The organism is Flavobacterium sp. (assembly GCF_035195345.1).
GTDB lineage: Bacteria > Bacteroidota > Bacteroidia > Flavobacteriales > Flavobacteriaceae > Flavobacterium.
In genome coordinates this window covers 1,871,977-1,894,431 of record NZ_CP136574.1, presented here as the reverse complement: position 1 = coordinate 1,894,431, position 22,455 = coordinate 1,871,977, and the positions used below count along the sequence as shown (strand labels likewise).

Genomic DNA, 22,455 nt, shown 5'->3' with positions numbered 1-22,455 from the left:
TCATCATAATTTAATACTTTCTAATTTTTTAACAATTTTAACTACTAAAGAATATTTTTGAGAAATTTTAATAAATAAAAAATTAAAAAACTTATGAAAAAAATTAAATTATTTATGCTTTTTGGACTGTTTACAGTTTCTGTCAGTGCGCAAGACTATGTTGATATTTTTAAATTGTCTTTAAATAATGCAACATTAGGAAATTTAGACAATGACTACGAAACGAGTGTAAACAATCTAAATATGGAAGTTTACTATCCCAAAAAATTATCTGAAAAAACAGTATTATTAACTGGTTTTACAGTTGAAAACACCAGGTTAAATTTTTCAGAAGGTGCTGAAAGAACTAGTTTAACAATGACACGCTTGAACTTAGGAATGAAATATCAACATTCCGAAAAATGGTCGGGAACGTATGTATTTCTTCCAAAAATTGCCTCAGATTTTGATAACATTGGGTCAAATGATTTTCAATTTGGTGGATTAGCAGTTTTAGATTATCAGTACAATGAAACTTCAAAAGTTAAATTTGGATTATATGCTTCGTCAGAAAACCATGGCTCTACTATTACCCCATTAATTGGTATTTGGCATCGTTCTAAAGACAGTAAGTTTTATATCAATGCAACTTTACCAATTCGTATGGACGCTAACTATTCTTTGTCAGATAAATTTAGTGTAGGTGCAGATTTACTTACTTCTATAAAATCATATGATTTAGACGGTATTAATTCGGATTTATATACTCAAGAAGAATCGATTCGTTTTGCGCTTTATGCTGCTTTAGGATTAATGGATAATTCGATTATTTTAAGAGGAAAAGTGGGATTTGACACTACAGATTATGGCGTTTACAATAGTAATGAAAAGGTAGGTGCACAAGTTTTAACTTTCCCACTGAGTACCGATAAAAGAAATCGACTAAACTCGGAATTTGATTCTTCATTATACGTTGGATTTGATGCGATTTACCGATTTGATTTAACAAAAGAAACTAAATAATAGAAGGAGCTTTTCAGCTCCTTTTTTATTACAACAACTTCCCTTCTTCTCGCTCATAAAATTCATCAATGGATAATTTTTCTTGTTGCGATGCCATAACGGCTAATGCATCGCAGCGTTCGTTTTGTTGATGACTGTTATGCCCTTTCACCCATTGAAAATCAACTTGATGTTGGCGATATATTTTTAAGAATCGTAGCCATAAATCAGGATTTTTCTTAGCTTTGAAGTTGATTTTTTCCCACTGAAATACCCAGCGCTTTTCTACCGAATCCACCACATACTTCGAATCAGAAACAACTAGTACTTTAGTTTTTGGGGTTTTAAGTTTTTCTAACCCTACAATTACCGCTAATAATTCCATTCTATTATTAGTAGACAATCGAAAACCTTCGTAAAATTCTTTTTTATAGTGTGTTCCTACCATTTCCATCACCACGCCATAGCCAGCCGGACCAGGATTTCCCTTGGCAGCGCCGTCTGTGTATATGTGGACTTCGTGTGACATAGTTGCGAGTTGAAAGTTATGAGTTACGAGTTAATATACCTGCGATAACTTCTGGAAAATACTGATGTTCCAATTCATGGATTTTATGTGCAATTTCTTCAGCGATATTGCAATCTTCTATATTTACTGATTTTTGAAAAATAAATTCACCTTCATCATAGTGTTCATTTACATAATGAATGGTGATTCCTGTTTCTTTTTCTTTATTTTTCAGAACCGCTTGATGTACATTCATTCCGTACATGCCTTTTCCTCCATATTTTGGCAATAAAGCAGGATGAATATTAATTACTTTTGGATACACTTTTAATATTGACTCTGGAAATTTTAATAGAAATCCAGCTAAAACAATTAAATCGGGTTGAAATTGATGCAATTGCTCTAACACAAAACCATCATTTAATTGTGTCTTAGAAAAAACCACAGAAGGGATGTTATGATTTTTTGCTCTTTCTAATACTTTAGCATCCGCCTTGTTAGAAAAAATAGCAACTACAACTCCTTCATTATTATTTTTAAAATACCTGATTATTTCTTCGGCATTTGAACCGTTTCCGGAAGCAAAAAGCACAATATTTTTCATTTTATTTAGATTTCTTAGCACAAAAAAAAGAATAATAATTGGTAAAAAATAAAAAAAAGAGGCCTTTGTGAATTATTTTTTTTAAATTCGTGGTCATATTTAGTAACAAAAAGGTTGTTTTAAAATAAAGTTTTTTATTTTTGCCAACAAATTAAATTAAAAATTAAAAGATTATGTCAGACATTGCATCAAGAGTAAAAGCGATTATCGTAGACAAATTAGGTGTTGACGAAAACGAAGTTGTAACAGAAGCTAGCTTCACTAACGATTTAGGGGCTGATTCATTAGACACTGTTGAGCTTATTATGGAGTTCGAGAAAGAATTTGATATTCAAATTCCAGACGACCAAGCTGAAAACATTGCTACTGTAGGTCAAGCTATTTCTTACATCGAAGAAGCTAAAAAATAATAAATAAAACGCCCGCGTGCATTTATTTGCATGCGGGTTTTTATTATTTTAAAAAAATTAGACTATTTTTGATTGAATTTCAATCACAATATATTGAAATACCCTTGTCTCTTTACTATAATAAATTAAAGAAAACACGGGTATTATTTGTTTAAACGATTTTTAAAAATAAGAATATGCAATTAAAGCGTGTTGTTGTAACTGGCCTTGGAGCATTGACCCCAATTGGTAATTCCATTCAAGAATATTGGGGTGGATTAATTAATGGAAAAAGCGGTGCTGCACCCATAACGTATTACGATACTGAAAAACATAAAACCAAATTTGCGTGTGAAGTAAAAAACTTCAACATCGAAGATTATATGGATCGTAAGGAATCGCGCCGATTGGATAAATTTGCTCAATATGCTATTGCAGCTAGTGACGAAGCGATTAAAGACGCTGGAATTACGCCAGAGAATGTAAACAAACATAGAGTAGGTGTAATTTGGGGTGCTGGTATTGGAGGTTTAGAAACTTTCCAAGATGAAGTCATGTATTATGCAAAAGGAGATGGAACACCAAAGTTCAATCCTTTCTTTATTCCTAAAATGATTGCCGATATTGCTCCAGCTCATATTTCTATGAGAAATGGCTATATGGGTCCAAATTATACTACCGTTTCTGCTTGTGCTTCTTCTGCCAATGCCTTAATTGATGCATTTAACTACATCCGTTTAGGAATGTGTGATGTAATTATTTCAGGTGGTTCTGAAGCAGCTGTAACTATTGCAGGAATGGGTGGATTTAATTCTATGCACGCCTTATCAACTAGAAATGATAGCCCAGAAACAGCTTCAAGACCTTTTGATGCTACTCGTGATGGTTTTGTTTTAGGGGAAGGTGCTGGTGCTTTAGTTTTAGAAGAATACGAACATGCTAAAGCGCGTGGTGCTAAGATTTATTGTGAAGTTGGTGGTGGTGGAATGTCTTCTGATGCATACCATTTAACAGCTCCACATCCAGAAGGAATTGGCGTTATTGCTGTTATGGAAAACACGCTACGTGATGCTGGAATGACTCCTGATCAAGTAGACCACATTAATACGCACGGAACTTCTACACCTCTTGGCGATGTTGCTGAATTAAAAGCTATAAGTCATGTTTTTGGTGATCATGCTAAAAACATTAATATTAACTCTACAAAATCAATGACAGGACACTTACTTGGTGCTGCTGGTGCTATCGAAGCAATTGCTTCTATTTTAGCTATGCAACACAGTATTGTTCCTCCAACGATTAACCATACAGTAGTTGACGAAAACATTAATCCTGAATTAAATTTAACTTTAAATAAAGCGCAAAAACGCGAAATTAAAGTAGCAATGAGTAATACCTTCGGTTTTGGAGGTCACAATGCTTGTGTATTATTTAAAAAATTGGAAAACTAACTACATGCGTCGATTATTTAATAAAATAATAAAAAACTCCCGTTCTCCAGAAGACGGGATTTTTTTTGAAAAAATTACCAAAATACTAGGTTTCGAACCTAAAGAATTAAGATATTACAAAAAAGCATTTACACACCGTTCTACCAATAAAGTAGACGAAAAAGGAAATCCGTTCAATTATGAACGCTTAGAATTTTTAGGTGACGCAATGTTGGGTAGTGTAATTGCAGCACATTTATACAATGAAGTACCATCGGGAGACGAAGGTTATTTAACAAAAATGCGCTCTAAAATTGTTAGTAGAGAACACCTAAACGAATTAGGCCGCGATTTTAATTTGGTGAGCTTTGTAGAAAGCAAAGTCAATTCGAGTCAATTTGGCGAAAATATTCATGGTAATTTATTTGAGGCCTTTATTGGTGCAATTTATTTAGATAGAGGTTTTGAATTTTGCGAAAAATTTATTCGTACAAAAATCATTAAACAATATGTTGATATTGCTAAATTAGAAGGTAAAGTTATCAGCTATAAAAGTTTAATTATTGAATGGTGTCAGAAAGAAAAAATTTCATTCTTTTTTGATTTTGTAGAAGATAATGGAATCGAAGGGCAAAAATATTTTGGGATAAAACTACTTATTGACCAAAAAATTGTTGCGCGTGCTCGAGCTACATCAAAGAAAAAAGCAGAAGAAAAAGCATCTCAAAGAGCTTATTTTGCTTTACAAGAAAAAATTTCAAAAAAATAACCCAGTACTAAAACGTTTTCGTTACTAAATTAACGTTAAGAACTTAAAAACGGGTGTTTTTTAATCGATTTTAGTCTTATATTTACAACTTAAATGAGGGTAATGGCAATCCATAAAATTCAAATAACCGATTTTATTTCAGATGATTATGAATTAATTGCCATCCATTCATCTTTAGAGGATTACAAATTGGCTTATTCCCTAAATGTGGTTTTAAGCATTCAATTGAGTAAAAACCTTTCTTATGTGGAAATTGCTATTCCTGAAGGAAAAAGTGCTTTTAGTAACTACATATTTGATGATAAAAAAAACGATATTGTTTGGACCTTAATCGAAAATAAAGCTACGATTATCAATTCTAACAAACAAACAAGTTCTTTATTTGAACAAATTGACATTACCGTTTTTTTACTACCTGAATTTAAAAAAGCCGATTACCTTTTAAAAATTGAAAATATTGATTATGGATTTGAATCGGAATCTATCATTGAAAAAATTCAAGAAATTAAAAATGTAACTACAGCTTACACCATTGATATAACAAACTTAAAATCTAAAAATAATTTAATTTTTTAATTAAGATGCCAACAAACAAAAAAACTAAAATTGTTGCTACACTAGGTCCAGCCTGTAGTACAAAAGAAGTGATTAAAAACATGATAGATGCAGGAGTGAATGTTTTTAGAATTAACTTTTCTCACGCTGATTATACTGATGTTTCAGAACGAATCAAAATCATTAGAGAATTAAATGATGAATATGGTTACACAACTTCAATTTTAGGAGATTTACAAGGTCCTAAATTACGTGTAGGCGTTATGAAAGAGGATGTAGTAGTAAGCAAAGGTGATAAAATAACTTTCACAACAGCTGAAGATATTTTAGGAACTGCCTCTCGTGTTTATATGAATTATAAAGAATTTCCAAAAGATGTAAATCCTGGGGAAAGAATTTTACTTGACGACGGAAAGTTAATTTTTGAAGTTACAAAAACAGACAAAAACACAGAAGTTGAAGCTGTAGTGGTTCAAGGTGGTCCTTTGAAATCTAAAAAAGGAGTTAACTTACCAAATACAAAAGTATCATTACCAGCTTTAACAGAAAAGGATATTCGCGATGCTAAGTTTGCTATTGAAAATAAAGTAGATTGGATTGCATTATCTTTTGTTAGAACACCACAAGATTTAGAAGATTTACAAGATTTGATAACTGAACATTCAGAACATAAAATTCCAATTATTGCTAAAATTGAAAAACCGGAAGCGGTTGAAAATATCGATAAAATTGTAGCTTTTTGTGATGGATTAATGGTTGCTCGTGGCGATTTAGGTGTGGAAGTTCCTGCGGAAGAAGTTCCGTTGATTCAGAAAAAATTGATTCATAGAGCTAAAACGGCTCGTATTCCTGTAATTGTGGCAACACAAATGATGGAAACCATGATAACTTCATTAACTCCTACAAGAGCAGAAGTAAATGACGTTGCAAACTCTGTAATGGACGGAGCAGATGCAGTAATGTTATCTGGAGAAACATCAGTAGGGAATTATCCAGTAGAGGTAATTGAAACCATGACTCGTATTATTGAAAGTGTTGAAGATTCGCCACTTATTAAAGTGCCAATTTCGCAACCACAAATAAAAAACCAACGTTTTATTACTAAATCAATTTGTTATCATGCTTCTTTAATGGCCGATTCCATTAATGCAAAAGCGATTACAACTTTAACTAATTCAGGTTATACGGCATTTCAAATTTCAGCATGGCGACCAAAATCACATATTTTAGTATTTACTTCTAACCATAGAATTTTAACACAATTGAATCTTTTATGGGGAGTAAGAGCTTACTTCTACGATAAATTAGTAAGTACAGATGATACTATTGATGACATCAACACCATTTGTAAAGAAAGAAAATATGTAAAAAAAGGTGATATGGTAGTAAACCTAGCAGCAATGCCAATTGTAGCTAAAGGAATGGTGAACACCATGCGAGTTTCAGAAATAGAATAACAGAATTTTAATACTAAAAAATGAGTGCTAAATTACTTTAGCACTCGTTTTTGTTTTATTTAAGTTCTGGTTAGTGTTTTTAATTAATTTTAAGCAGCTATTTTTTCAAACGCAATAAAATTTGTCACTTCTCCTTTGTTATTGAAAATTGGAAAGCCTTTAATGTGACATTTGTATAACGAACCATCTTTGCAATAATTGATTACGTTTTTCTCAAACGGTACTTTGTTTAAAATGGCTTGTCTAATTTCATTACTAACTTGTAAATCTGTTTTAGCCCCTTGAAACATTTTTGGCGAGTTTCCAATCACTTCATTTGCTTCATAGCCGTTCATTTTGTGTATGTTTTTACTAGCGAAAACAATTTTTAACTGCGCATCGGTAACCACAATAACGGTTTCATCTTGAAGACTTTCTTTATAATCCCACACCGTATTCCATTGATTTTTGTTAGCAATTTGATGTAACGATCGCACATCATGAAGCACTACATTGGTTTGCAACAAATACTGAGAAAAAATATCCCAAGATACTAGCGGCATTGCTTTCATAGCAACTTTTTCATACTGTTTTGCAAACGCAGCATCATACACTTTGAACTCCATATCCGATGTTATTTTTGTCAAAACTAAAAAGAAAAATGAATCAACAAGTTAGAAAACACAACTTTAACGCTTGTTTAAGTAACTAAAACTCAAACTTCAATTGCACCGAAACACTTTTTTGAGGCAATACAATATTCGTTTTTTCTTCATTGTTTAAGTTGTGGATGGAAATTCCTAGCAATCGCACAGAGTTTCTTAACCGCTCTTGGTAAAGTAAATCTTTGGCTACGTCTACAATAATGTGTTTGTCGTTTACAAAATACGGTAAGGTTTTGCTTCGGGTTTGTAACGTGAAGTCGGAGTATTTTATTTTTAAAGTAATGGTTTTTCCTGAGATTTTGCTTTTTTGTAGGCGTTTTTCTAATTCATTAGCGATACTTTTCAAACGTTCTTCCATGAAAATTTCGGAAGATAAATTCTCGTTGAAAGTGCGCTCAGCTCCTACCGATTTAATTTTTCGGTTGGGTTTTACTGAACTGTTGTGAATACCTCGCACAATTTGAAAATAATGAAACCCGCTGTTTCCAAAATGTTTTTCCAAGTATTCCATAGGCTTTTGTTTTAAATCGAACCCAGTAAAAATGCCCAATTGATACATTTTTTCGGCCGTGACTTTACCTACACCATAGAATTTTTTTATGTCTAATTTTTCTAAAAACACTTCTACCTCATCTGGATTTACCGTTTTTTGTCCGTTAGGTTTGTTGTAATCTGAAGCAATTTTTGCTACAAATTTATTGACGGAAATTCCTGCCGAAGCCGTAAGACCAACTTCATCAAAAATGCGTTTTCTGATTTCTTGAGCAATTAATGTGGCACTTGGATTGCCTTTTTTATTCTCAGTAACATCTAAATAGGCTTCATCAAGCGATAACGGTTCAACTAAATCAGTATAATCGAGGAAAATCTTTCTAATTTGTTTAGAAATTTCTTTATATCGATCAAATCGGGGTGGTACAAAAATTAAATCAGGGCATAATTTTTTAGCTTGAATACCGCTAATAGCACTTCGTACTCCAAATTTTCTAGCTTCGTAACTTGCTGCACTAACAACGCCTCTAATTTCACTTCCGCCTACCGCCAATGGTTTTCCTTTCAACTCAGGATTATCCATTTGCTCTACCGATGCATAAAACGCATCCATATCCACATGAATTATTTTGCGGTAATGCTCACTCATAAACTATTCGGTAGGAAAAAAGAAACTCAACGGTTTTCTAAAAAAATGTTGTTTTATGGAAGTGATTATAGGTCTTAATTCAGTTAATGGAATATTTCGCGAACGAAATGCCAATCCAAGCGACAAGCTAAAACTAACTAAAAAATTCACGAAACCAATAATTCCTATCCCTAAAATGCCCCAAAACAACATGACATTATTCACCATATAATCAGCTCCATATACTGCTAATGCAAGATTTCCACTGGCAAAAGTAATGTGCCGTATGTCTAAATTTAATCCTAAAAATAACCCGATTGAAGCCGTGCTTCCAAGGAAAATTCCAAACCAAAAATTAGAAACAATCCCTGCCCAATAATGTTCATACCATTTTGAAATTTTATCAGCCTTAGCTTTTCCAAAGTTTAACTTTAACAACGGATGTTCTTGAATTCGGTAATACACATTAAAATGTTTATCGCGGTTCGCAATACTTCCTGAAATAATTCCCGATAAAAACAAGAAAAAACCAGCTATAGCGGCATGAAAAATCGCTAAAGAATGCACTGGGCTTAAATCAGTAACTAATTTTTCCCATTTGGTTTCGGCAATGTTGTAGTTGAAACCCAAATCGATTAACCAAATTCCCAATAGCGCCACTGGAAAAGCCATCAGCACATTTCCTACAAACGCAATAAACTGGGAACGAAACAAACGAGCAAATAAAACAGCAAAACTGTTGTGTTTTTCTCCATCTCCATTGGCTTGTTTTTTTAAACCGTCTTCTAAAGCGCTAATTAAAGCTGCCGCCGTCATGGCAGGTTGTTTGGTTGCTAAAGTAAAACCTAAAATATAAATTGCAATGAAACCAAACGAATAATTCATACTGTAAAAAAAGGCATGACCAAAATCTGAAGTTTCTAATTTTGACAATAATAATTTTATGATACACAAAATCCCAACAATTAAACCACCACCAATTGCCGCATATAACATTTTGAAATATTCGGTTTTCGATTCAGTAATGTAATGTTCGCCTGTTTTTGCGGTGTGCTGTGTAATTTCGTATGACAACAATTGCGTGCTTTCGGCAAACAATTTTCTAACGTTGGTTTTTAAACAGTTGTATTTAACTAACTTAATGGCTAATTCTATTGACTTTGATTTCTTTTCTTCGGGTTTATCGATTACTAAAAGTGGTAATAAAACGCCAATACGGTACAAGTGCTGTTTTATACTGAGTAAGTTTTGGTTCACGCGTAACGAAATACCGAATTTAGAGGAGTTTTGAAAGGCTTTCTCAACAAAATCATTACATTGACCATACAGTATAAGTAATTGCTTAAAATTTATATCTAATGATGTAGTATAAAATTCAGATTCTTTACTTCTAATAGTATGTTCAATGGCGTATAATTCCTTTTCAAAAGCCGCAAACGGACTTTCTAAACCAGAATATTCGGGAACCATTTTCATTACATCTGTTTCCAATGCTTTTCCACTTGTTCGTTGTGCTAACAAATTAATAGCTTGCATTACTTCATACATTGGGGAACTAGCATCAACCGATTCATAAATGGTTTCAAATTGAAACAAATCGAAAAGTGTTTCTAACTCTACTTTCGGAATTTTATTAATCCAAACAGGATCAGAATCTGCATAAAAAATCTGATTTAAAACGTATTGTAAAGTGTCTTTTGGCGCTTGATATGGTAGGATTTTGGCAAACAATCGCTTTTTAACTTCGTAAAAGAAATCGATGTCTTGTAAAATTCCTGCATCGGTTAAAATGGCATCGAAGTTTTTATTTTCCAAAACGTTTTTTAAATACGCTACAAAGTTTTCTCTTTCTGTTGCATTATTCGTAAAGAACTCTATTATAGGAAAAACACTGAATTTTTCAAGTTTTTTTGGACTTTTCGGACGAATAACATTGACCAATTGAACCAATACATCAATATCGTTCTCTTCGTTTTTCCAAAGTTGCAATTCATTAAAATACTTTTTAATGATGACATCGGGTGTGGTATTCGTTTTTCTTCGTAGCATATTTCTTAATTTGCTCTAATATGTGTAAAGATACAAATTGAAAGGATTTTTTCGTAATTTAGATGCCTAAATAAAAAATGAATTTTGGTAGAAATAGAACGCAAATACCTCGTTACCAATTGCGATTTCATCACGGAAAGCAATGAAAACTTTAGAATTGTTCAAGGTTATTTGAATTCAAATCCAGAGAGAACGGTTCGAGTTAGAATTAAAGGAGACAAAGGATTTTTAACCATAAAAGGATTAGGAAACGAATCAGGCATGACGCGTTTTGAATGGGAAAAAGAAATTTCAATTACCGAAGCAGAAGCGTTGTTACAATTATGCGAACATGGCGTAATTGATAAAACCAGGCATCATGTATTTTATGAAAACCATCTATTTGAAGTGGATGTTTTTTATGGTGAAAACGAAGGTTTAATCGTAGCTGAAATTGAACTAAAATCGGAAAACGAAACTTTTTTTAAACCTAATTGGCTGGGAAATGAAGTTACTTCTGACGAACGGTATTACAATTCGTTTTTAAGCAATCATCCGTTTAAATCTTGGAAATAAGTTATTCTACAATTTCTAAACTTACGCGTAATGGAGAGCGACCATTGTTATGAGAAATGTCTAAAAAAGGTCTTTTAGCCATATCAACTTCTCTTTTTCGAGTATGAGGTCCTCTGTCGTTTATAGTTACAACAACACTTTTTTTATTGGCTAAATTGGTCACTTTTACTTTAGTGCCAAATTTTAGTGTTTTATGAGCTGCGGTATATTTTTTATTACTAAAAACTTGCCCACTTGCTGTTCTCCTTCCGTTTAATTTATCGGAATAATGAGAAGCTTCTACATTTTTCTTGTATAATTTGGTTTTAAGATTAGCCAAAGAGTCGGTAACTTTTAGAGAATCCGATTTTTTTATCGAATCTAAAATACGAAGCGAATCTTTTTTCTTAACCGTATCATATAAAGAAGCTTTTCTAACAAATCCTGGTTTGGATTCATTAGAAAAGCCTACTAATATTGTAATAAGCAACACAAACGCTACAATTATGATGTTTTTCTTCATTCTATTTTGTTTTTGTTATACCTATTACGAATGAGTTATAAATACTAATTGAACCAGTTAGCCCAAGGAAGTCTTGATAAGATTAATAATAAACCTAAAGTATAGAAAACGGCAATCTTTTTGAACTTACCATTGTTACTTTCTTCTTTTTTATGTTTCGACCAACCTATTGTAATAAGAGCCAAAGCTATAATATTAATCAATGGATGTTCTAACGAAGTTAATCGCATAGCCGCATCTTTCATGTTTCCTAATTGGTCAGCACCAAGAGGAGAAACAAAATACAAAATCAAACCAATTAACAATTGAATATGACAAATAATCAGGGTAAATAAAGACAAACGTAAATCTTTGTCTTTAAATATTTTTTTAGAAGTTAATCCAAAAATGGCATTGAATGAAGCCAGCAACAATAATCCCAAAGCTGCATAAGCTAAAATAGAGTGAACATTTTTAATAGTTTCGTACATACCTAAATATTTTATTGTGAGTTACAAATATAAGAAATTAAAAAACCTCTCACTCAAAAAAATGAGTAAGAGGTTTTATAAAACTATTTTTTAAAATAAATTAGAAGTTATAACGGATTGAGAAATTCCAAGTTCTTCCTAAACCAAAGAAACCTTGGTTACCATCTGCAATTCCTTTATATACTCTACCAGCAGATTGATATGTAGGACCAGAAGTTCCACTAATAAATGCATCAGTTTTAATATTTGACGTTAATTCAGATAAATAAACCTCATCAAAAACATTGTTCATATTAAATCTAAAGTTAACAGAATTTTGTTTGTCTTTTCCAACTAACATTTTATAAGAAATTCCAGCATCTACTAAATCATAGCTAGGTAATTCTAAATTATCTTTAGCAACTACATTTGCATACAAATTATCATAATTTCTCCAATCTGCATCAATTGAAAAACGTTCAAAAATTTCATATTTAGCACCTAATCCCCATGTAGTTTGAGCAGCATCACCTACTTTTCCTCCATCTAAATCTGCTTCTGTTTCAACTAATAAATTAAGATTTTCGTCAAATTTTCTACTAATTGCTTTTCCTTCATATTCCCAATTTCCAAAAGATGCAAAACCTTTAATATCTAATTTATCAACAGGTTTTACTACAAAATCTAATTCAATACCAGAATGAACTTGTTTTACACCTTGATTAGATGTAAAAATTACATCTCCAGCTAAAACTGGTGTTGAACCAATAACGGCATTAGCAGCTTGAACATTAGATGTTGTAACAACTCTGTCTTCCCAAGTAGTTCTGTATCCATTTAAACTAGCAGTAAATATTTTAGATTTAAATGTATAACCTGCTTCTAAACCTAATACTTTTTCGTTTTCAGTCAATGGATTAACTTGATTTGTAAAGTTTAAATAAATGTTATCGTGATATGGCTGACGAGAGTAATACCCTGCATTTGCATATACTGAATGATTTTCAGTTATCATATAACCACCACCTGCTTTTACATTAAATCCAATATTAGATACTTTTTCTGAATCTTGATATGCGTCTTGATAATCGTAATAGTCAAATCTTTGGTGTGTTTGATTAGAAACAGCTCCTTGGAAGAATGCAGATAAGTTTTCATTAGAATATTCTAATTGACCAAAAACTCCTCCATAAGATATAGTTTCGCTGTAATCATAATCAATTTTTTGGTCATCAGAAGCAGTATTAAAAAATGCATGCCAAGGATTGATATTATAGGATTGATTTACTGTATTTGTTGCACTTGGTAAAGTATTTGGATTAGGAATAACATGATTGTTATCTCTTAAAAATCTACTTTCTGTCCATCCGTTTAATCCCATAAAATTTGAAATTTGACGGTAGTGATCACCATTATAAGTTCTTAAATCTAAACCAAAATTTAAATTCAAATTTTTGTTTAATTCTTTTTTCAAGTTAGATACTACACCATACCAAGCATGGTTATTCATAGATGCTCTAATTGCATAATTAGAACCCGAACCAATACCATCCGCATCGGCTAAATTATTTGCGTATATCTGATCAAAATTGATGTATGTGCTTTGAGAACTTCCCGTGTAAGGATTAATTTCTGAGATACTTCTTCTTCCACCACCATAATTACCAGTTCCACCACCACGACCCCATGATGCATATAATACTGTTGATAATGAAGTCGTACTATTAATATTGAAATCCCAGTTTAAATTAGCTACTGGTTTGTGGTAGAAATTAGTTCTCTCCGAAATATATTGTCCGTTCAAATAACCGAAATTGTTATTATATTTTCTACCAAAACCTAAATAATCAGAAATTCTTTTAGTAAAGTTTTGGTCATGTGATTGAGGTGCTCCTGTAATTAAGAAGTTGAAATTGTGTTTGTCGTTTGGCTTATACCCAAAAGAAATGAAATAGTTTTGACCTTCACCTCTGGTTCCTTGGTTGTAACCATCACCTTGCCAATGTGAAAGCATTACACTTGCACCAAAACCATTTTTCATCATTCCAGTATTATAAGTTGCAGTTGATTTAAAATAATCACTATTTGCAACACCCATAGAAACATTACCACCTTCACTTTTTTCAGTAGCTTTCGTAACAAAGTTAACAGTTCCTCCAACGGAAGAAATTGCTAATTTTGAAGAACCTAATCCTCTTTGAATTTGAATAAAATTAGCGATATCTGACATACCCGACCAATTAGACCAATACATCTTTCCGTCTTCCATACCATTAATTGGTTGCCCGTTTAATAAGAAAGCCGTATTATCTTGTTGAAAACCACGAACTGTAATTCTTGAATCACCGTATCCTCCAGATTGACCTGCAACATAAACTGAAGGTGTGTTAACCATTGCTTGTGTAACATCCGCAGTACCCACTTTTGCTTGAATTTCAGCAGCTTTAATTGTAGAAACTGCAATAGGAGTTTTACGTTCTTTGGCAACGTCGATAATACCTTTACCTATTACAACTACTTCTTCTAACTGGCCTGCATCTGGCGTTACTACAATGCTTCCTACATTCACCGAATTACCAGTAATTGTAAAAGAAACCGATTTTGTTTCAAATCCTAAATAAGAAATTACGATAACTCCAGATTTTTCTGAAGTTGAAATTTCAAATTTTCCATCAAAATCTGTAGCTGTTCCTGTTTTTGTGCCCTTAATAGTCACACTTGCTCCGGCTAATGGCTGATTGAACTCACCATCAACAACCGTTCCAGTAACTTTTGATTGAGAAAATACTGTTAGGGTTGATAAAAACATAAACCCAATTAGTAATGCATTTTTAAAAATTTTCATTTGCTGTGTTTTTTAAAATATTTTTTGCAAATTTCTTACAAGAATTTATTTTTAATGTTAAGATAATGTTAACAAACAAATTCAATCTATTAAAAAACAATCACATAACTTTTTAACGTTTTTTTTTGTTTTTTATCGACAAAAATGTTGTTGAAAAAGAAAATCCTCAACTTTTCAATCGAGGATTTTTATCTTTTGTAGATAATTTTATTTATTTCAGATAATTTTTCAATAAAAATGAAGTAGAACTATCATGTGTTTTCACTTCTTTTGACAATATTTCATCTAATATTGAGTTTGCTAATTGCTTACCGAGTTCAACACCCCATTGATCATAACTAAAAATGTTCCAAATAATTCCTTGAACAAAAATTTTGTGTTCATACATTGCCACCAATGCACCTAAAGTTTCTGGAGTTAATTTATTGATAAGAATGGTATTGGTTGGTTTATTTCCTGTAAACACTTTAAATGGCAATAGAAAATCAGCTTTTTCCCCTGAAATTCCTTGCTTTTCGAATTCTGCTTTTACTTGTGCTTCGGTTTTACCCATTAATAAGGCTTCGGTTTGAGCGAAAAAATTCGACATTAATTTATCGTGATGGTCTTTGTTTCCGTATAACGAATTTTTAAACCCGATAAAATCGGTTGGTATTAATTTTGTTCCTTGATGAATTAATTGAAAAAAAGCATGTTGGGAATTGGTTCCTGGTTCGCCCCAAATAATTGTTCCCGTTTGGTAATTTACAGATTTTCCATCTCTTCCAATACTTTTTCCGTTGCTTTCCATAATACCTTGTTGTAAGTAGGGTGCTAACTTTTGTAAATATTGCGTGTAAGGAATTAAAGCTTCACTTTCAGCTCCAAAAAAGTTATTGTACCAAATGCTCAATAAAGCTAAAATAACAGGAATATTTTTGTCAAATGACTCGTTTTTGAAATGTTCATCCATTTCATTGGCGCCTTTCAACAACTTATCAAAGTTATCAAATCCTACAGCTAAACTAACGGATAAACCTACAGCACTCCATAACGAAAAACGACCTCCAACCCAATCCCACATTGGAAAAACGTTGTCTGGATTAATTCCAAACTCAGTCACTTTTTGCAGGTTAGTTGAAACCGCCACAAAATGTTTGGCTACATCTTCTTGAGTTGCTGATTGTAAAAACCAACTTCTTATAGTTTCCGCATTTGATAAGGTTTCTTGCGTTGTGAAGGTTTTAGAAACTACTACAAATAAAGTGGTTTCTGGATTTAATTTTTTGATGATTTCATTTACATGATCGCCATCTACGTTTGAAACAAAGTGAACGTTTAAATGATTTTTATAAAATTGTAAAGCCTCAACAATCATCGCTGGACCTAAATCTGAACCACCAATACCAATGTTTACAATATCTGTAAATGATTTTCCAGTAAAACCTTTTTTATTCCCAGAAATAACTTCGTTAGAAAAGTTTTTAATTTTATTTTTTACCGAATATATTTCAGGCATCACGTTAACTCCATCAACCATTACCTTAGCTGATTCTTTAGCGCGTAAAGCTGTATGTAAAACTGCTCTATTTTCGGTTTGATTAATTATATCACCTTCAAAATAGCTTGCAATGGCTTGTTTTAATTGAACTTCATTTGCTAATTGTAGTAACAAATCTAGTGTTTCTTGATTGGCAATGTTTTTAGAATAATCCACTAAAAAATCATTCCATTGGATGTGAAATTTTGATGCTCTTTCAGAATCAGAAGCAAACAAATCTTTCATAGATGTTTGATTCATTTTTTCAAAATGATCTTGAATTTTTTGCCAAGTAGCTGTTTGAGAAGGATTTATTTTTGGTAATGCCATTATTCTTTAAATTTTATTGCGGTTATACTATCTAATTCTTTTTTCAAAGGAGCTATATGTGCTAAATATTTTTGCTTGTGTGAATTGCTCATGGGTTCAGCATTTGGTAATTTTAAACGCAATGGGTCTACTTGCACACCATTTTTCCAAAAACGATAACAAACATGGGGGCCTGTTGCCAAACCCGTACTTCCAACTTTTCCAATAACTTGACCTTGTGAAACACGTTGCCCGTTTCTTACTGAAATTTTAGACATGTGAAGATATTGGGTAGCATACGTTGAACTATGGCGAACTTTAACAAAATTTCCATTACCTGCAGTATATCCTGTACGCTCTACTACTCCAGATGCTGTTGTTTTAATTGGTGTTCCGTGAGGTGCTGCATAATCTGTTCCGTTATGTGCTTTAAAACGCATTTGAACAGGGTGAAAACGTCTTCCCGAAAAACGCGAGGAGATTCTAAAATAATCTAAAGGTGCTTTTAAGAACATGCTTTTTAAACCCTTACCATTTTCGTCATAATAATCTTCATACTTTTGTTTTTCAGACAATTTGTATGGAAAAGCAAATATTTTTTTTCCTTTATTTTCAAAATAGGATGCTTCAATGCTTTCAACCCCAACATAAATTGAATCGTCAATATAACGTTCGTTTATAGTGATGGCAAATTTATCCCCTTTCTGAATTTTAAAGAAATCGACGGTATATGCATAAATATTTGCTAATCTATTCGCTAAACCAGCACTAACTCCAGCATTACTTAAAGTTTCAGATAAAGAACCTTCTATTTCTGCTGCCACTACTCTTCTTCGTAAAGTGGTTGGTTTTTGTTTATTTGATACTACAATTGAATCTCTAAAATCAACTACGGTATAATTAATTCTATCTTCAATATACACCAAAGCTTGTAGGGTGTTTGGCTTTTTCTTGTCTAAAAATAAAATATAAGGTTTCCCTGCTTTTATTCTTCTTACATTGAAAGAATCTTTTACTTTTTCAGTAACATCGTGGATACGTAAACTATCTTTTAATGGAAATTTTTCTAATATTTTTCCAAAAGTATCTCCTGAACGAATAGTATCTTGCACCACTTTATAATCGTTAAAAGTAAACCCATACTCTTTAATTATTGGTTCTTTTTTAACTAATGCTTTTTTGGCTTTCTCACTATCATCTTTTGAATTACAAGCTGTGAAAAGACTAATAAATAAAATGGCAAATACTAAATATCTCAATGTTTTGTGTTTTGTGCTATAAGCGATTATTCTCCCCAGTTATCTAATTCTTCTTTCGTCCATAACTCAGGAAAGAATATTCTTTTTTGGTATTTTGGTAACATATATTTTTTCCAATCACTTCCACCTGTAGCTTCGTGATTTCCTGGCACACTTTCTATATATTTTTTGGCTGCATTAAAGTGTCCCATAACCCAAGTAATATTTACGGTTACATCATAATGACGCATTGCAGCAACTAATTCTGGATTTTTTTGGTCTGCTTCTGGAAGTTGTTTAAACTTTCGCCACAAATTTATTGTGTTGTATTCTTCCATAAATTCTAAGAAAGTTTTTTTGTATTTTCTTTCGAATTCTAAAATTAGATACGATTTTTCACCTGTATGATAATCTTTTCCTGCGGCTTGCCAGTATAAATGTTCAAAAGCGTGATCATAAGGTGTATTTCTATCAATAGTAGCTCTAAAACGATTATCGATTAAGTTAATTAAGTCGGTTGAACTGAATTCAATTAAACGGTATTGAGCCGATTGAAAACCACTTGCTGGCGTAAGTGTATTTCTAAATTTTAGATATTGTTCTGGCTCCATTCCATCTTTCATAATATCAAAAGAAGTAGTAAGCATATCAAAATAACGACTAATTCTGCCTAATTTTTCAGTAAAATAATCAGCTGATGGTTTTTCAGTATGGCACAATTGATCCATTTCCCAAAGAATCATTTTGAACACCAATTCGTTTAATTGGTGATACATTACAAAAACCATTTCGTCTGGCAATGTAGTTCTTTGTGTTTGAAGACTTAAAAGCGCATCAGTTTGAATATAATCCCAATAAGTAATGGGTTTAGCCCAAAGTAAACCTTCTAAATGAGTTGATGTGTTTTGATTAATTGCTTCAAATTTATCCTGAAGTTGGTTTAATTGTTCTTGAATTTTTGGAGTTACTTCCATTATTTATCTACTTTTACTTTAAATGAATTTTTTAGCCCTTTAAACGCATCTAAATCTGCTTTTATAGAACCTATTGCTAAACTTGCCTTAACACGTATTGGAATTTTATTGTCATCGTCTGAAATCCAAACAGTTAGACTCTCTTCCTCTTTGAATACCCTTCCTGCCTGAACATAGGGTCTGAATATCATACAAGAAACTTTTCCAAATTTAGTACTAATATCTTCTCGCCCTAAAAATTTTAACTTAAACTTTGTGGTTTCATCATCAAAAAACATATCTATTGCAATTGACTCATTAATTTTTAACTTATCTATTGAAGGATGATTTCTTAAGTAATAAAATGAAGATACAATATCTTGAATTTGTTCTGGTGTGGAAAATGTTTTTTCTGTTTTCTTTTTGTAATCTTTAACTACAACTTGGTTTTTATCTTGATTAAAAAAACCTTCTTGGTTTTTAGTATACCCTCCTTCATCAATTTTTCTAACAAATTGAAACGGTTTGCCGGTTTCTTTATCAAAATAACTTTCATAATTATCTTCTACTTTAAAAAAGAATTTAGTCATACCCGTTGTCCATCCTTTTCCAATTACATGATGTACTTTTCTGTTATTTTTTACGGCGTCTTTTATTTCTAGAGTAGCGTATCCAGCATTAACCATACCATAATGAATTCTAAGCCTCAACCATTCACCAGTAGTAAAAGCGTTTTCTCTTTGCACAAATGAATTTGTAAAAACAAAAAGAACTATAAGTAAGATATATTTTTTCATATGTTTATAATTTATTTTTTAGCTGCAACATATGATATCGCTTTTAAAATTTAGGTTTGTTTTTTACAAAGTTTCAAAAATTGCGATTTCATAATTGTTTATTTTATATGAAAATGCAAATTCTGTTCCAAAAATAGTAAAACAAAAAAACCCAGTCAAAAATATGACTGAGTTTTTATGCTATTAACCAACCAAAAACTATAAATTATGAAAATTTATTACAAATCAAGGCAAACTACCTCCTTGTTTTGCGAGTGCAAAGGTATATATGTTTTTGAATTATTCTTAGCTAAATTTCAACTTTAACATATTTTTATCGAAAACATTATTGTTTTGCAGTATTTAAATGGTTAATTGTTAATAATTTCGTTATTTTATAGCGTTCCTCGCAAAGCTTGCTCACGTTCAATAGACTCAAAAAGGGCTTTAAAGTTACCTGCACCAAAGCCTCTAGCGCCCATTCTTTGAATAATTTCGAAGAAAAGTGTTGGACGATCTTCCACTGGTTTGGTAAAAATTTGCAATAAATATCCTTCTTCGTCTGCATCAATCATGATACCTAATTTTTGAAGTTCGTTAATATCTTCTTTAAATTTAGACATATGATCTTTTAATCTTTCTGGAATTGCATCATAATATGCTTGAGGAGGTGTGCTTAAAAACTCAATTCCTCTTGCACGCATTTCGGCAACTGTAGTTAAAATATCATCTGTTGCAACTGCAATGTGTTGAACCCCTGGCCCTTCATAAAAATCTAAATATTCTTCAATTTGAGATTTTTTCTTTCCTTCTGCAGGCTCGTTGATAGGAAATTTAATTCTTCCGTTACCATTACTCATTACTTTAGACATTAAGGCAGAATATTCTGTAGTAATTTGTTTGTCATCAAACGATAAGAAATTCACAAATCCCATCACATCCTCATACCATTTTACCCAAGTATTCATTTCATTCCATCCCACATTTCCTACCATGTGGTCAATGTATTTTAAACCAACCGGTGCTGGGTTGTAATCTGATTTATATTCAACAAATCCTGGTAAAAATGAACCTGTATAGTTTTTACGCTCTACAAACATATGCACAGTTTCACCGTAAGTGTAAATTCCTGCACGAACTACTTCACCAAACTCATCTGTTTCTACTGTTGGCTCCATAAAAACTTTTGCGCCACGTTTAGTAGTCTCTTCAAAAGATTTTCTAGCATCTTCAACCCAAAGCGCTACGATTTTTACACCATCGCCATGCTTTTTTACATGTTCTCCAACTGGAGAGTTACTTGTTAAAGCTGTAGTTAAAACTAATCTGATTTTGTCTTGTTTTAACACATAACTTACAGCGTCTTTAGACCCTGTTTCTAATCCTTTGTATGCGTGGGATTGAAAACCAAAAGCTGTTTTGTAAAAATGAGCTGCTTGTTTAGCATTACCAACGTAAAATTCTACGTAATCTGTTCCTAATAAAGGTAAGAAATCTTGCGCTCCTTCAAATATTTTTTCTAAGCCGTACTCGACTGATTTTAATTCTTGTGACATAATTTATATTTTTAATTTAGGTTTTAAAAACCCTGAGTTGTTGTTGTTTTTATTTATTCTTCTAACCAAGATTGATAATACGTATCATCAGCAATATTCATAGCCTCTTCTGTAACCATTAAAGGTTTGAAAGTATCTACCATTACTGCTAATTCTAACGTTTCTTTTTTACCAATACTTCTTTCTGCTGCTCCTGGGTGTGGTCCGTGTGGAATTCCGGCAGGATGTAAGGAAATATTTCCTGGTTTTACATCGTTTCTGCTCATAAAATCTCCATCCACATAATACAATACCTCATCGGCATCAATATTACTATGATTATATGGAGCTGGAATAGACAATGGGTGGTAATCATATAATCTTGGAACAAACGAACAAATTACAAATGCGTTTGTTTCAAAAGTTTGATGAATTGGTGGTGGTAAATGGATTCTTCCTGTAATTGGTTCAAAATCGTGAATTGAAAAGGCATATGGATAATTAAATCCATCATAACCAATTACATCAAATGGATGTGAAGCATAAACCATTTCGAAAATTTCGTCTTTTTTCTTTACTTTGATTACAAAATCCCCTTTTTCATTATACGTTTCTAATTCTTCTGGACGACGAATATCTCTTTCGCAAAAAGGAGAATGTTCTAATAATTGTCCGAACCAGTTTCTATATTGTTTTGGTGTATAAACTGGTGAATGTGATTCAACAATAAACAAACGATTGTCTTCGGTATCAAAATCCATTTTATAAATCATCCCACGAGGAATTACTAAGTAATCACCATATTTGAAATCTAAATTTCCTAACATGGTTCTTAATTTTCCTGTTCCTTGATGAATAAAAATTACCTCATCTGAATCCGTGTTTTTATAAAAATAATCGGTTGTAGATTTTCTAGGCGCTGCAAGAACAATATGACAATCTGAATTTGTCAATACAATTTTTCTACTTTCTAAAAAATCGTCTTGAGGCGCAACATCAAATCCTCTTAACTTATAAGATTGAATGTTGTTTGCTTTTGCAATTTTTGGCGCAACACTGTATTGTCTTCTGATTTCTTTAACCTGTGTAGGTCTTTGTTCGTGGTATGAATTAGTTGACATGCCGTCAAAACCTACCGTACCGAACAATTGCTCATAATACAAATCTCCGTTTGGTTTACGGAACTGTATATGTCTTTTATGAGGGATATTCCCTAATTTGTGATATATTGGCATTTTCTTTAATTTAAAGTTATTAAATAGCTTTTG

The 22,455-nt window shown here is 32.1% G+C and carries 21 protein-coding genes; 7 read left to right on the top strand and 14 right to left on the bottom strand.

All coding sequences use genetic code 11. The annotated features are described in order from the left end of the window. The first annotated feature begins 93 nt into the window (after window positions 1-93). Window positions 94-1,002: a DUF6268 family outer membrane beta-barrel protein gene (locus RSE15_RS09155; protein ID WP_324067848.1), complete on the top strand. Its 909-nt coding sequence runs from the start codon at window positions 94-96 to the stop codon at window positions 1,000-1,002. A 28-nt stretch (window positions 1,003-1,030) separates the two neighbouring features. On the opposite strand, the gene rnhA is transcribed toward RSE15_RS09155, so the two are convergent. Continuing rightward, the gene (gene rnhA / locus RSE15_RS09150; protein ID WP_324067846.1) at window positions 1,031-1,510 is read right to left on the bottom strand and encodes a ribonuclease HI; all 480 of its coding nucleotides are present in this window, start codon (window positions 1,508-1,510) and stop codon (window positions 1,031-1,033) included. 16 nt (window positions 1,511-1,526) lie between these two features. Then, complete coding sequence (locus RSE15_RS09145) at window positions 1,527-2,093, bottom strand: phosphoribosylglycinamide formyltransferase (protein WP_324067844.1); 567 nt, start codon at window positions 2,091-2,093, stop codon at window positions 1,527-1,529. A 173-nt stretch (window positions 2,094-2,266) separates the two neighbouring features. Here RSE15_RS09145 and RSE15_RS09140 point away from each other — a divergent pair, with 173 nt between their 5' ends. The 5 genes from RSE15_RS09140 to pyk all read left to right on the top strand — a co-directional run bounded on the left by RSE15_RS09140 (window position 2,267) and on the right by pyk (window position 6,693). Further along, complete coding sequence (locus RSE15_RS09140; RefSeq protein WP_007137004.1) at window positions 2,267-2,503, top strand: acyl carrier protein; 237 nt, start codon at window positions 2,267-2,269, stop codon at window positions 2,501-2,503. A 176-nt stretch (window positions 2,504-2,679) separates the two neighbouring features. Then, window positions 2,680-3,933: a beta-ketoacyl-ACP synthase II gene (fabF, locus tag RSE15_RS09135; RefSeq protein ID WP_324067758.1), complete on the top strand. Its 1,254-nt coding sequence runs from the start codon at window positions 2,680-2,682 to the stop codon at window positions 3,931-3,933. A 4-nt stretch (window positions 3,934-3,937) separates the two neighbouring features. After that, window positions 3,938-4,681 (top strand): ribonuclease III, encoded by a 744-nt coding sequence (rnc, locus tag RSE15_RS09130; protein WP_324067756.1) that lies wholly within the window; start codon window positions 3,938-3,940, stop codon window positions 4,679-4,681. 102 nt (window positions 4,682-4,783) lie between these two features. Further along, a complete protein-coding gene (locus RSE15_RS09125; RefSeq protein ID WP_324067754.1) occupies window positions 4,784-5,257 on the top strand; it encodes an IPExxxVDY family protein in 474 nt (157 codons plus the stop codon). A 5-nt stretch (window positions 5,258-5,262) separates the two neighbouring features. After that, a complete protein-coding gene (pyk, locus tag RSE15_RS09120) occupies window positions 5,263-6,693 on the top strand; it encodes a pyruvate kinase (RefSeq protein ID WP_324067752.1) in 1,431 nt (476 codons plus the stop codon). A gap of 89 nt (window positions 6,694-6,782) precedes the next feature. Here pyk and RSE15_RS09115 read toward each other — a convergent pair whose 3' ends face one another. The 3 genes from RSE15_RS09115 to RSE15_RS09105 all read right to left on the bottom strand — a co-directional run bounded on the left by RSE15_RS09115 (window position 6,783) and on the right by RSE15_RS09105 (window position 10,506). Continuing rightward, window positions 6,783-7,298: a PAS domain-containing protein gene (locus tag RSE15_RS09115; protein ID WP_324067750.1), complete on the bottom strand. Its 516-nt coding sequence runs from the start codon at window positions 7,296-7,298 to the stop codon at window positions 6,783-6,785. 82 nt (window positions 7,299-7,380) lie between these two features. Then, the gene (gene dinB, locus RSE15_RS09110; protein WP_324067748.1) at window positions 7,381-8,478 is read right to left on the bottom strand and encodes a DNA polymerase IV; all 1,098 of its coding nucleotides are present in this window, start codon (window positions 8,476-8,478) and stop codon (window positions 7,381-7,383) included. A gap of 3 nt (window positions 8,479-8,481) precedes the next feature. Then, window positions 8,482-10,506, bottom strand: a complete 2,025-nt coding sequence (locus RSE15_RS09105) for a transporter-like protein (protein WP_324067746.1) — start codon at window positions 10,504-10,506, stop codon at window positions 8,482-8,484. A gap of 84 nt (window positions 10,507-10,590) precedes the next feature. Here RSE15_RS09105 and RSE15_RS09100 point away from each other — a divergent pair, with 84 nt between their 5' ends. After that, the gene (locus RSE15_RS09100; RefSeq protein WP_324067744.1) at window positions 10,591-11,061 is read left to right on the top strand and encodes a CYTH domain-containing protein; all 471 of its coding nucleotides are present in this window, start codon (window positions 10,591-10,593) and stop codon (window positions 11,059-11,061) included. A gap of 1 nt (window position 11,062) precedes the next feature. Here the strand turns inward: RSE15_RS09100 and RSE15_RS09095 are convergent, their stop codons facing one another. From RSE15_RS09095 to RSE15_RS09055, 9 genes are all read right to left on the bottom strand, one after another. Then, window positions 11,063-11,563 (bottom strand): septal ring lytic transglycosylase RlpA family protein, encoded by a 501-nt coding sequence (locus RSE15_RS09095; protein WP_324067742.1) that lies wholly within the window; start codon window positions 11,561-11,563, stop codon window positions 11,063-11,065. A 44-nt stretch (window positions 11,564-11,607) separates the two neighbouring features. Further along, the gene (locus tag RSE15_RS09090; protein WP_324067740.1) at window positions 11,608-12,033 is read right to left on the bottom strand and encodes a hypothetical protein; all 426 of its coding nucleotides are present in this window, start codon (window positions 12,031-12,033) and stop codon (window positions 11,608-11,610) included. 100 nt (window positions 12,034-12,133) lie between these two features. Then, the gene (locus RSE15_RS09085; protein WP_324067738.1) at window positions 12,134-14,857 is read right to left on the bottom strand and encodes a TonB-dependent receptor; all 2,724 of its coding nucleotides are present in this window, start codon (window positions 14,855-14,857) and stop codon (window positions 12,134-12,136) included. 211 nt (window positions 14,858-15,068) lie between these two features. Then, window positions 15,069-16,706, bottom strand: a complete 1,638-nt coding sequence (gene pgi, locus RSE15_RS09080; protein ID WP_324067736.1) for a glucose-6-phosphate isomerase — start codon at window positions 16,704-16,706, stop codon at window positions 15,069-15,071. Continuing rightward, window positions 16,706-17,944: a M23 family metallopeptidase gene (locus tag RSE15_RS09075; RefSeq protein ID WP_324067734.1), complete on the bottom strand. Its 1,239-nt coding sequence runs from the start codon at window positions 17,942-17,944 to the stop codon at window positions 16,706-16,708. The genes pgi and RSE15_RS09075 overlap by 1 nt, the downstream gene beginning before the upstream one ends. A gap of 26 nt (window positions 17,945-17,970) precedes the next feature. Next, complete coding sequence (locus RSE15_RS09070; protein ID WP_324067732.1) at window positions 17,971-18,897, bottom strand: tryptophan 2,3-dioxygenase family protein; 927 nt, start codon at window positions 18,895-18,897, stop codon at window positions 17,971-17,973. Continuing rightward, a complete protein-coding gene (locus tag RSE15_RS09065) occupies window positions 18,897-19,673 on the bottom strand; it encodes a DUF3108 domain-containing protein (protein WP_324067730.1) in 777 nt (258 codons plus the stop codon). The genes RSE15_RS09070 and RSE15_RS09065 overlap by 1 nt, the downstream gene beginning before the upstream one ends. 374 nt (window positions 19,674-20,047) lie before the next feature. Beyond that, entirely contained in the window at window positions 20,048-21,208 is a 1,161-nt protein-coding gene (hppD, locus tag RSE15_RS09060) for a 4-hydroxyphenylpyruvate dioxygenase (RefSeq protein ID WP_324067727.1), read from the bottom strand. A gap of 53 nt (window positions 21,209-21,261) precedes the next feature. Beyond that, on the bottom strand, window positions 21,262-22,422 hold the full coding sequence (locus tag RSE15_RS09055) for a homogentisate 1,2-dioxygenase (RefSeq protein ID WP_324067725.1): 1,161 nt from the start codon (window positions 22,420-22,422) through the stop codon (window positions 21,262-21,264). Window positions 22,423-22,455: the final 33 nt, after the last annotated feature.

What these genes read in the sequence shown, in the direction of transcription:
- RSE15_RS09055 (WP_324067725.1), bottom strand. Translation starts at nt 22,422, where the DNA reads ATGCCAATATATCACAAATTAGGGAATATCCCTCATAAAAGACATATA.
- RSE15_RS09140 (WP_007137004.1), top strand. Translation starts at nt 2,267, where the DNA reads ATGTCAGACATTGCATCAAGAGTAAAAGCGATTATCGTAGACAAATTA.
- pyk (WP_324067752.1), top strand. Translation starts at nt 5,263, where the DNA reads ATGCCAACAAACAAAAAAACTAAAATTGTTGCTACACTAGGTCCAGCC.
- RSE15_RS09145 (WP_324067844.1), bottom strand. Translation starts at nt 2,093, where the DNA reads ATGAAAAATATTGTGCTTTTTGCTTCCGGAAACGGTTCAAATGCCGAA.
- pgi (WP_324067736.1), bottom strand. Translation starts at nt 16,706, where the DNA reads ATGGCATTACCAAAAATAAATCCTTCTCAAACAGCTACTTGGCAAAAA.
- rnhA (WP_324067846.1), bottom strand. Translation starts at nt 1,510, where the DNA reads ATGTCACACGAAGTCCACATATACACAGACGGCGCTGCCAAGGGAAAT.
- RSE15_RS09105 (WP_324067746.1), bottom strand. Translation starts at nt 10,506, where the DNA reads ATGCTACGAAGAAAAACGAATACCACACCCGATGTCATCATTAAAAAG.
- RSE15_RS09085 (WP_324067738.1), bottom strand. Translation starts at nt 14,857, where the DNA reads ATGAAAATTTTTAAAAATGCATTACTAATTGGGTTTATGTTTTTATCA.
- rnc (WP_324067756.1), top strand. Translation starts at nt 3,938, where the DNA reads ATGCGTCGATTATTTAATAAAATAATAAAAAACTCCCGTTCTCCAGAA.
- RSE15_RS09155 (WP_324067848.1), top strand. Translation starts at nt 94, where the DNA reads ATGAAAAAAATTAAATTATTTATGCTTTTTGGACTGTTTACAGTTTCT.
- RSE15_RS09125 (WP_324067754.1), top strand. Translation starts at nt 4,784, where the DNA reads ATGGCAATCCATAAAATTCAAATAACCGATTTTATTTCAGATGATTAT.
- RSE15_RS09115 (WP_324067750.1), bottom strand. Translation starts at nt 7,298, where the DNA reads ATGGAGTTCAAAGTGTATGATGCTGCGTTTGCAAAACAGTATGAAAAA.
- hppD (WP_324067727.1), bottom strand. Translation starts at nt 21,208, where the DNA reads ATGTCACAAGAATTAAAATCAGTCGAGTACGGCTTAGAAAAAATATTT.
- RSE15_RS09095 (WP_324067742.1), bottom strand. Translation starts at nt 11,563, where the DNA reads ATGAAGAAAAACATCATAATTGTAGCGTTTGTGTTGCTTATTACAATA.
- RSE15_RS09090 (WP_324067740.1), bottom strand. Translation starts at nt 12,033, where the DNA reads ATGTACGAAACTATTAAAAATGTTCACTCTATTTTAGCTTATGCAGCT.
- RSE15_RS09065 (WP_324067730.1), bottom strand. Translation starts at nt 19,673, where the DNA reads ATGAAAAAATATATCTTACTTATAGTTCTTTTTGTTTTTACAAATTCA.
- RSE15_RS09070 (WP_324067732.1), bottom strand. Translation starts at nt 18,897, where the DNA reads ATGGAAGTAACTCCAAAAATTCAAGAACAATTAAACCAACTTCAGGAT.
- fabF (WP_324067758.1), top strand. Translation starts at nt 2,680, where the DNA reads ATGCAATTAAAGCGTGTTGTTGTAACTGGCCTTGGAGCATTGACCCCA.
- dinB (WP_324067748.1), bottom strand. Translation starts at nt 8,478, where the DNA reads ATGAGTGAGCATTACCGCAAAATAATTCATGTGGATATGGATGCGTTT.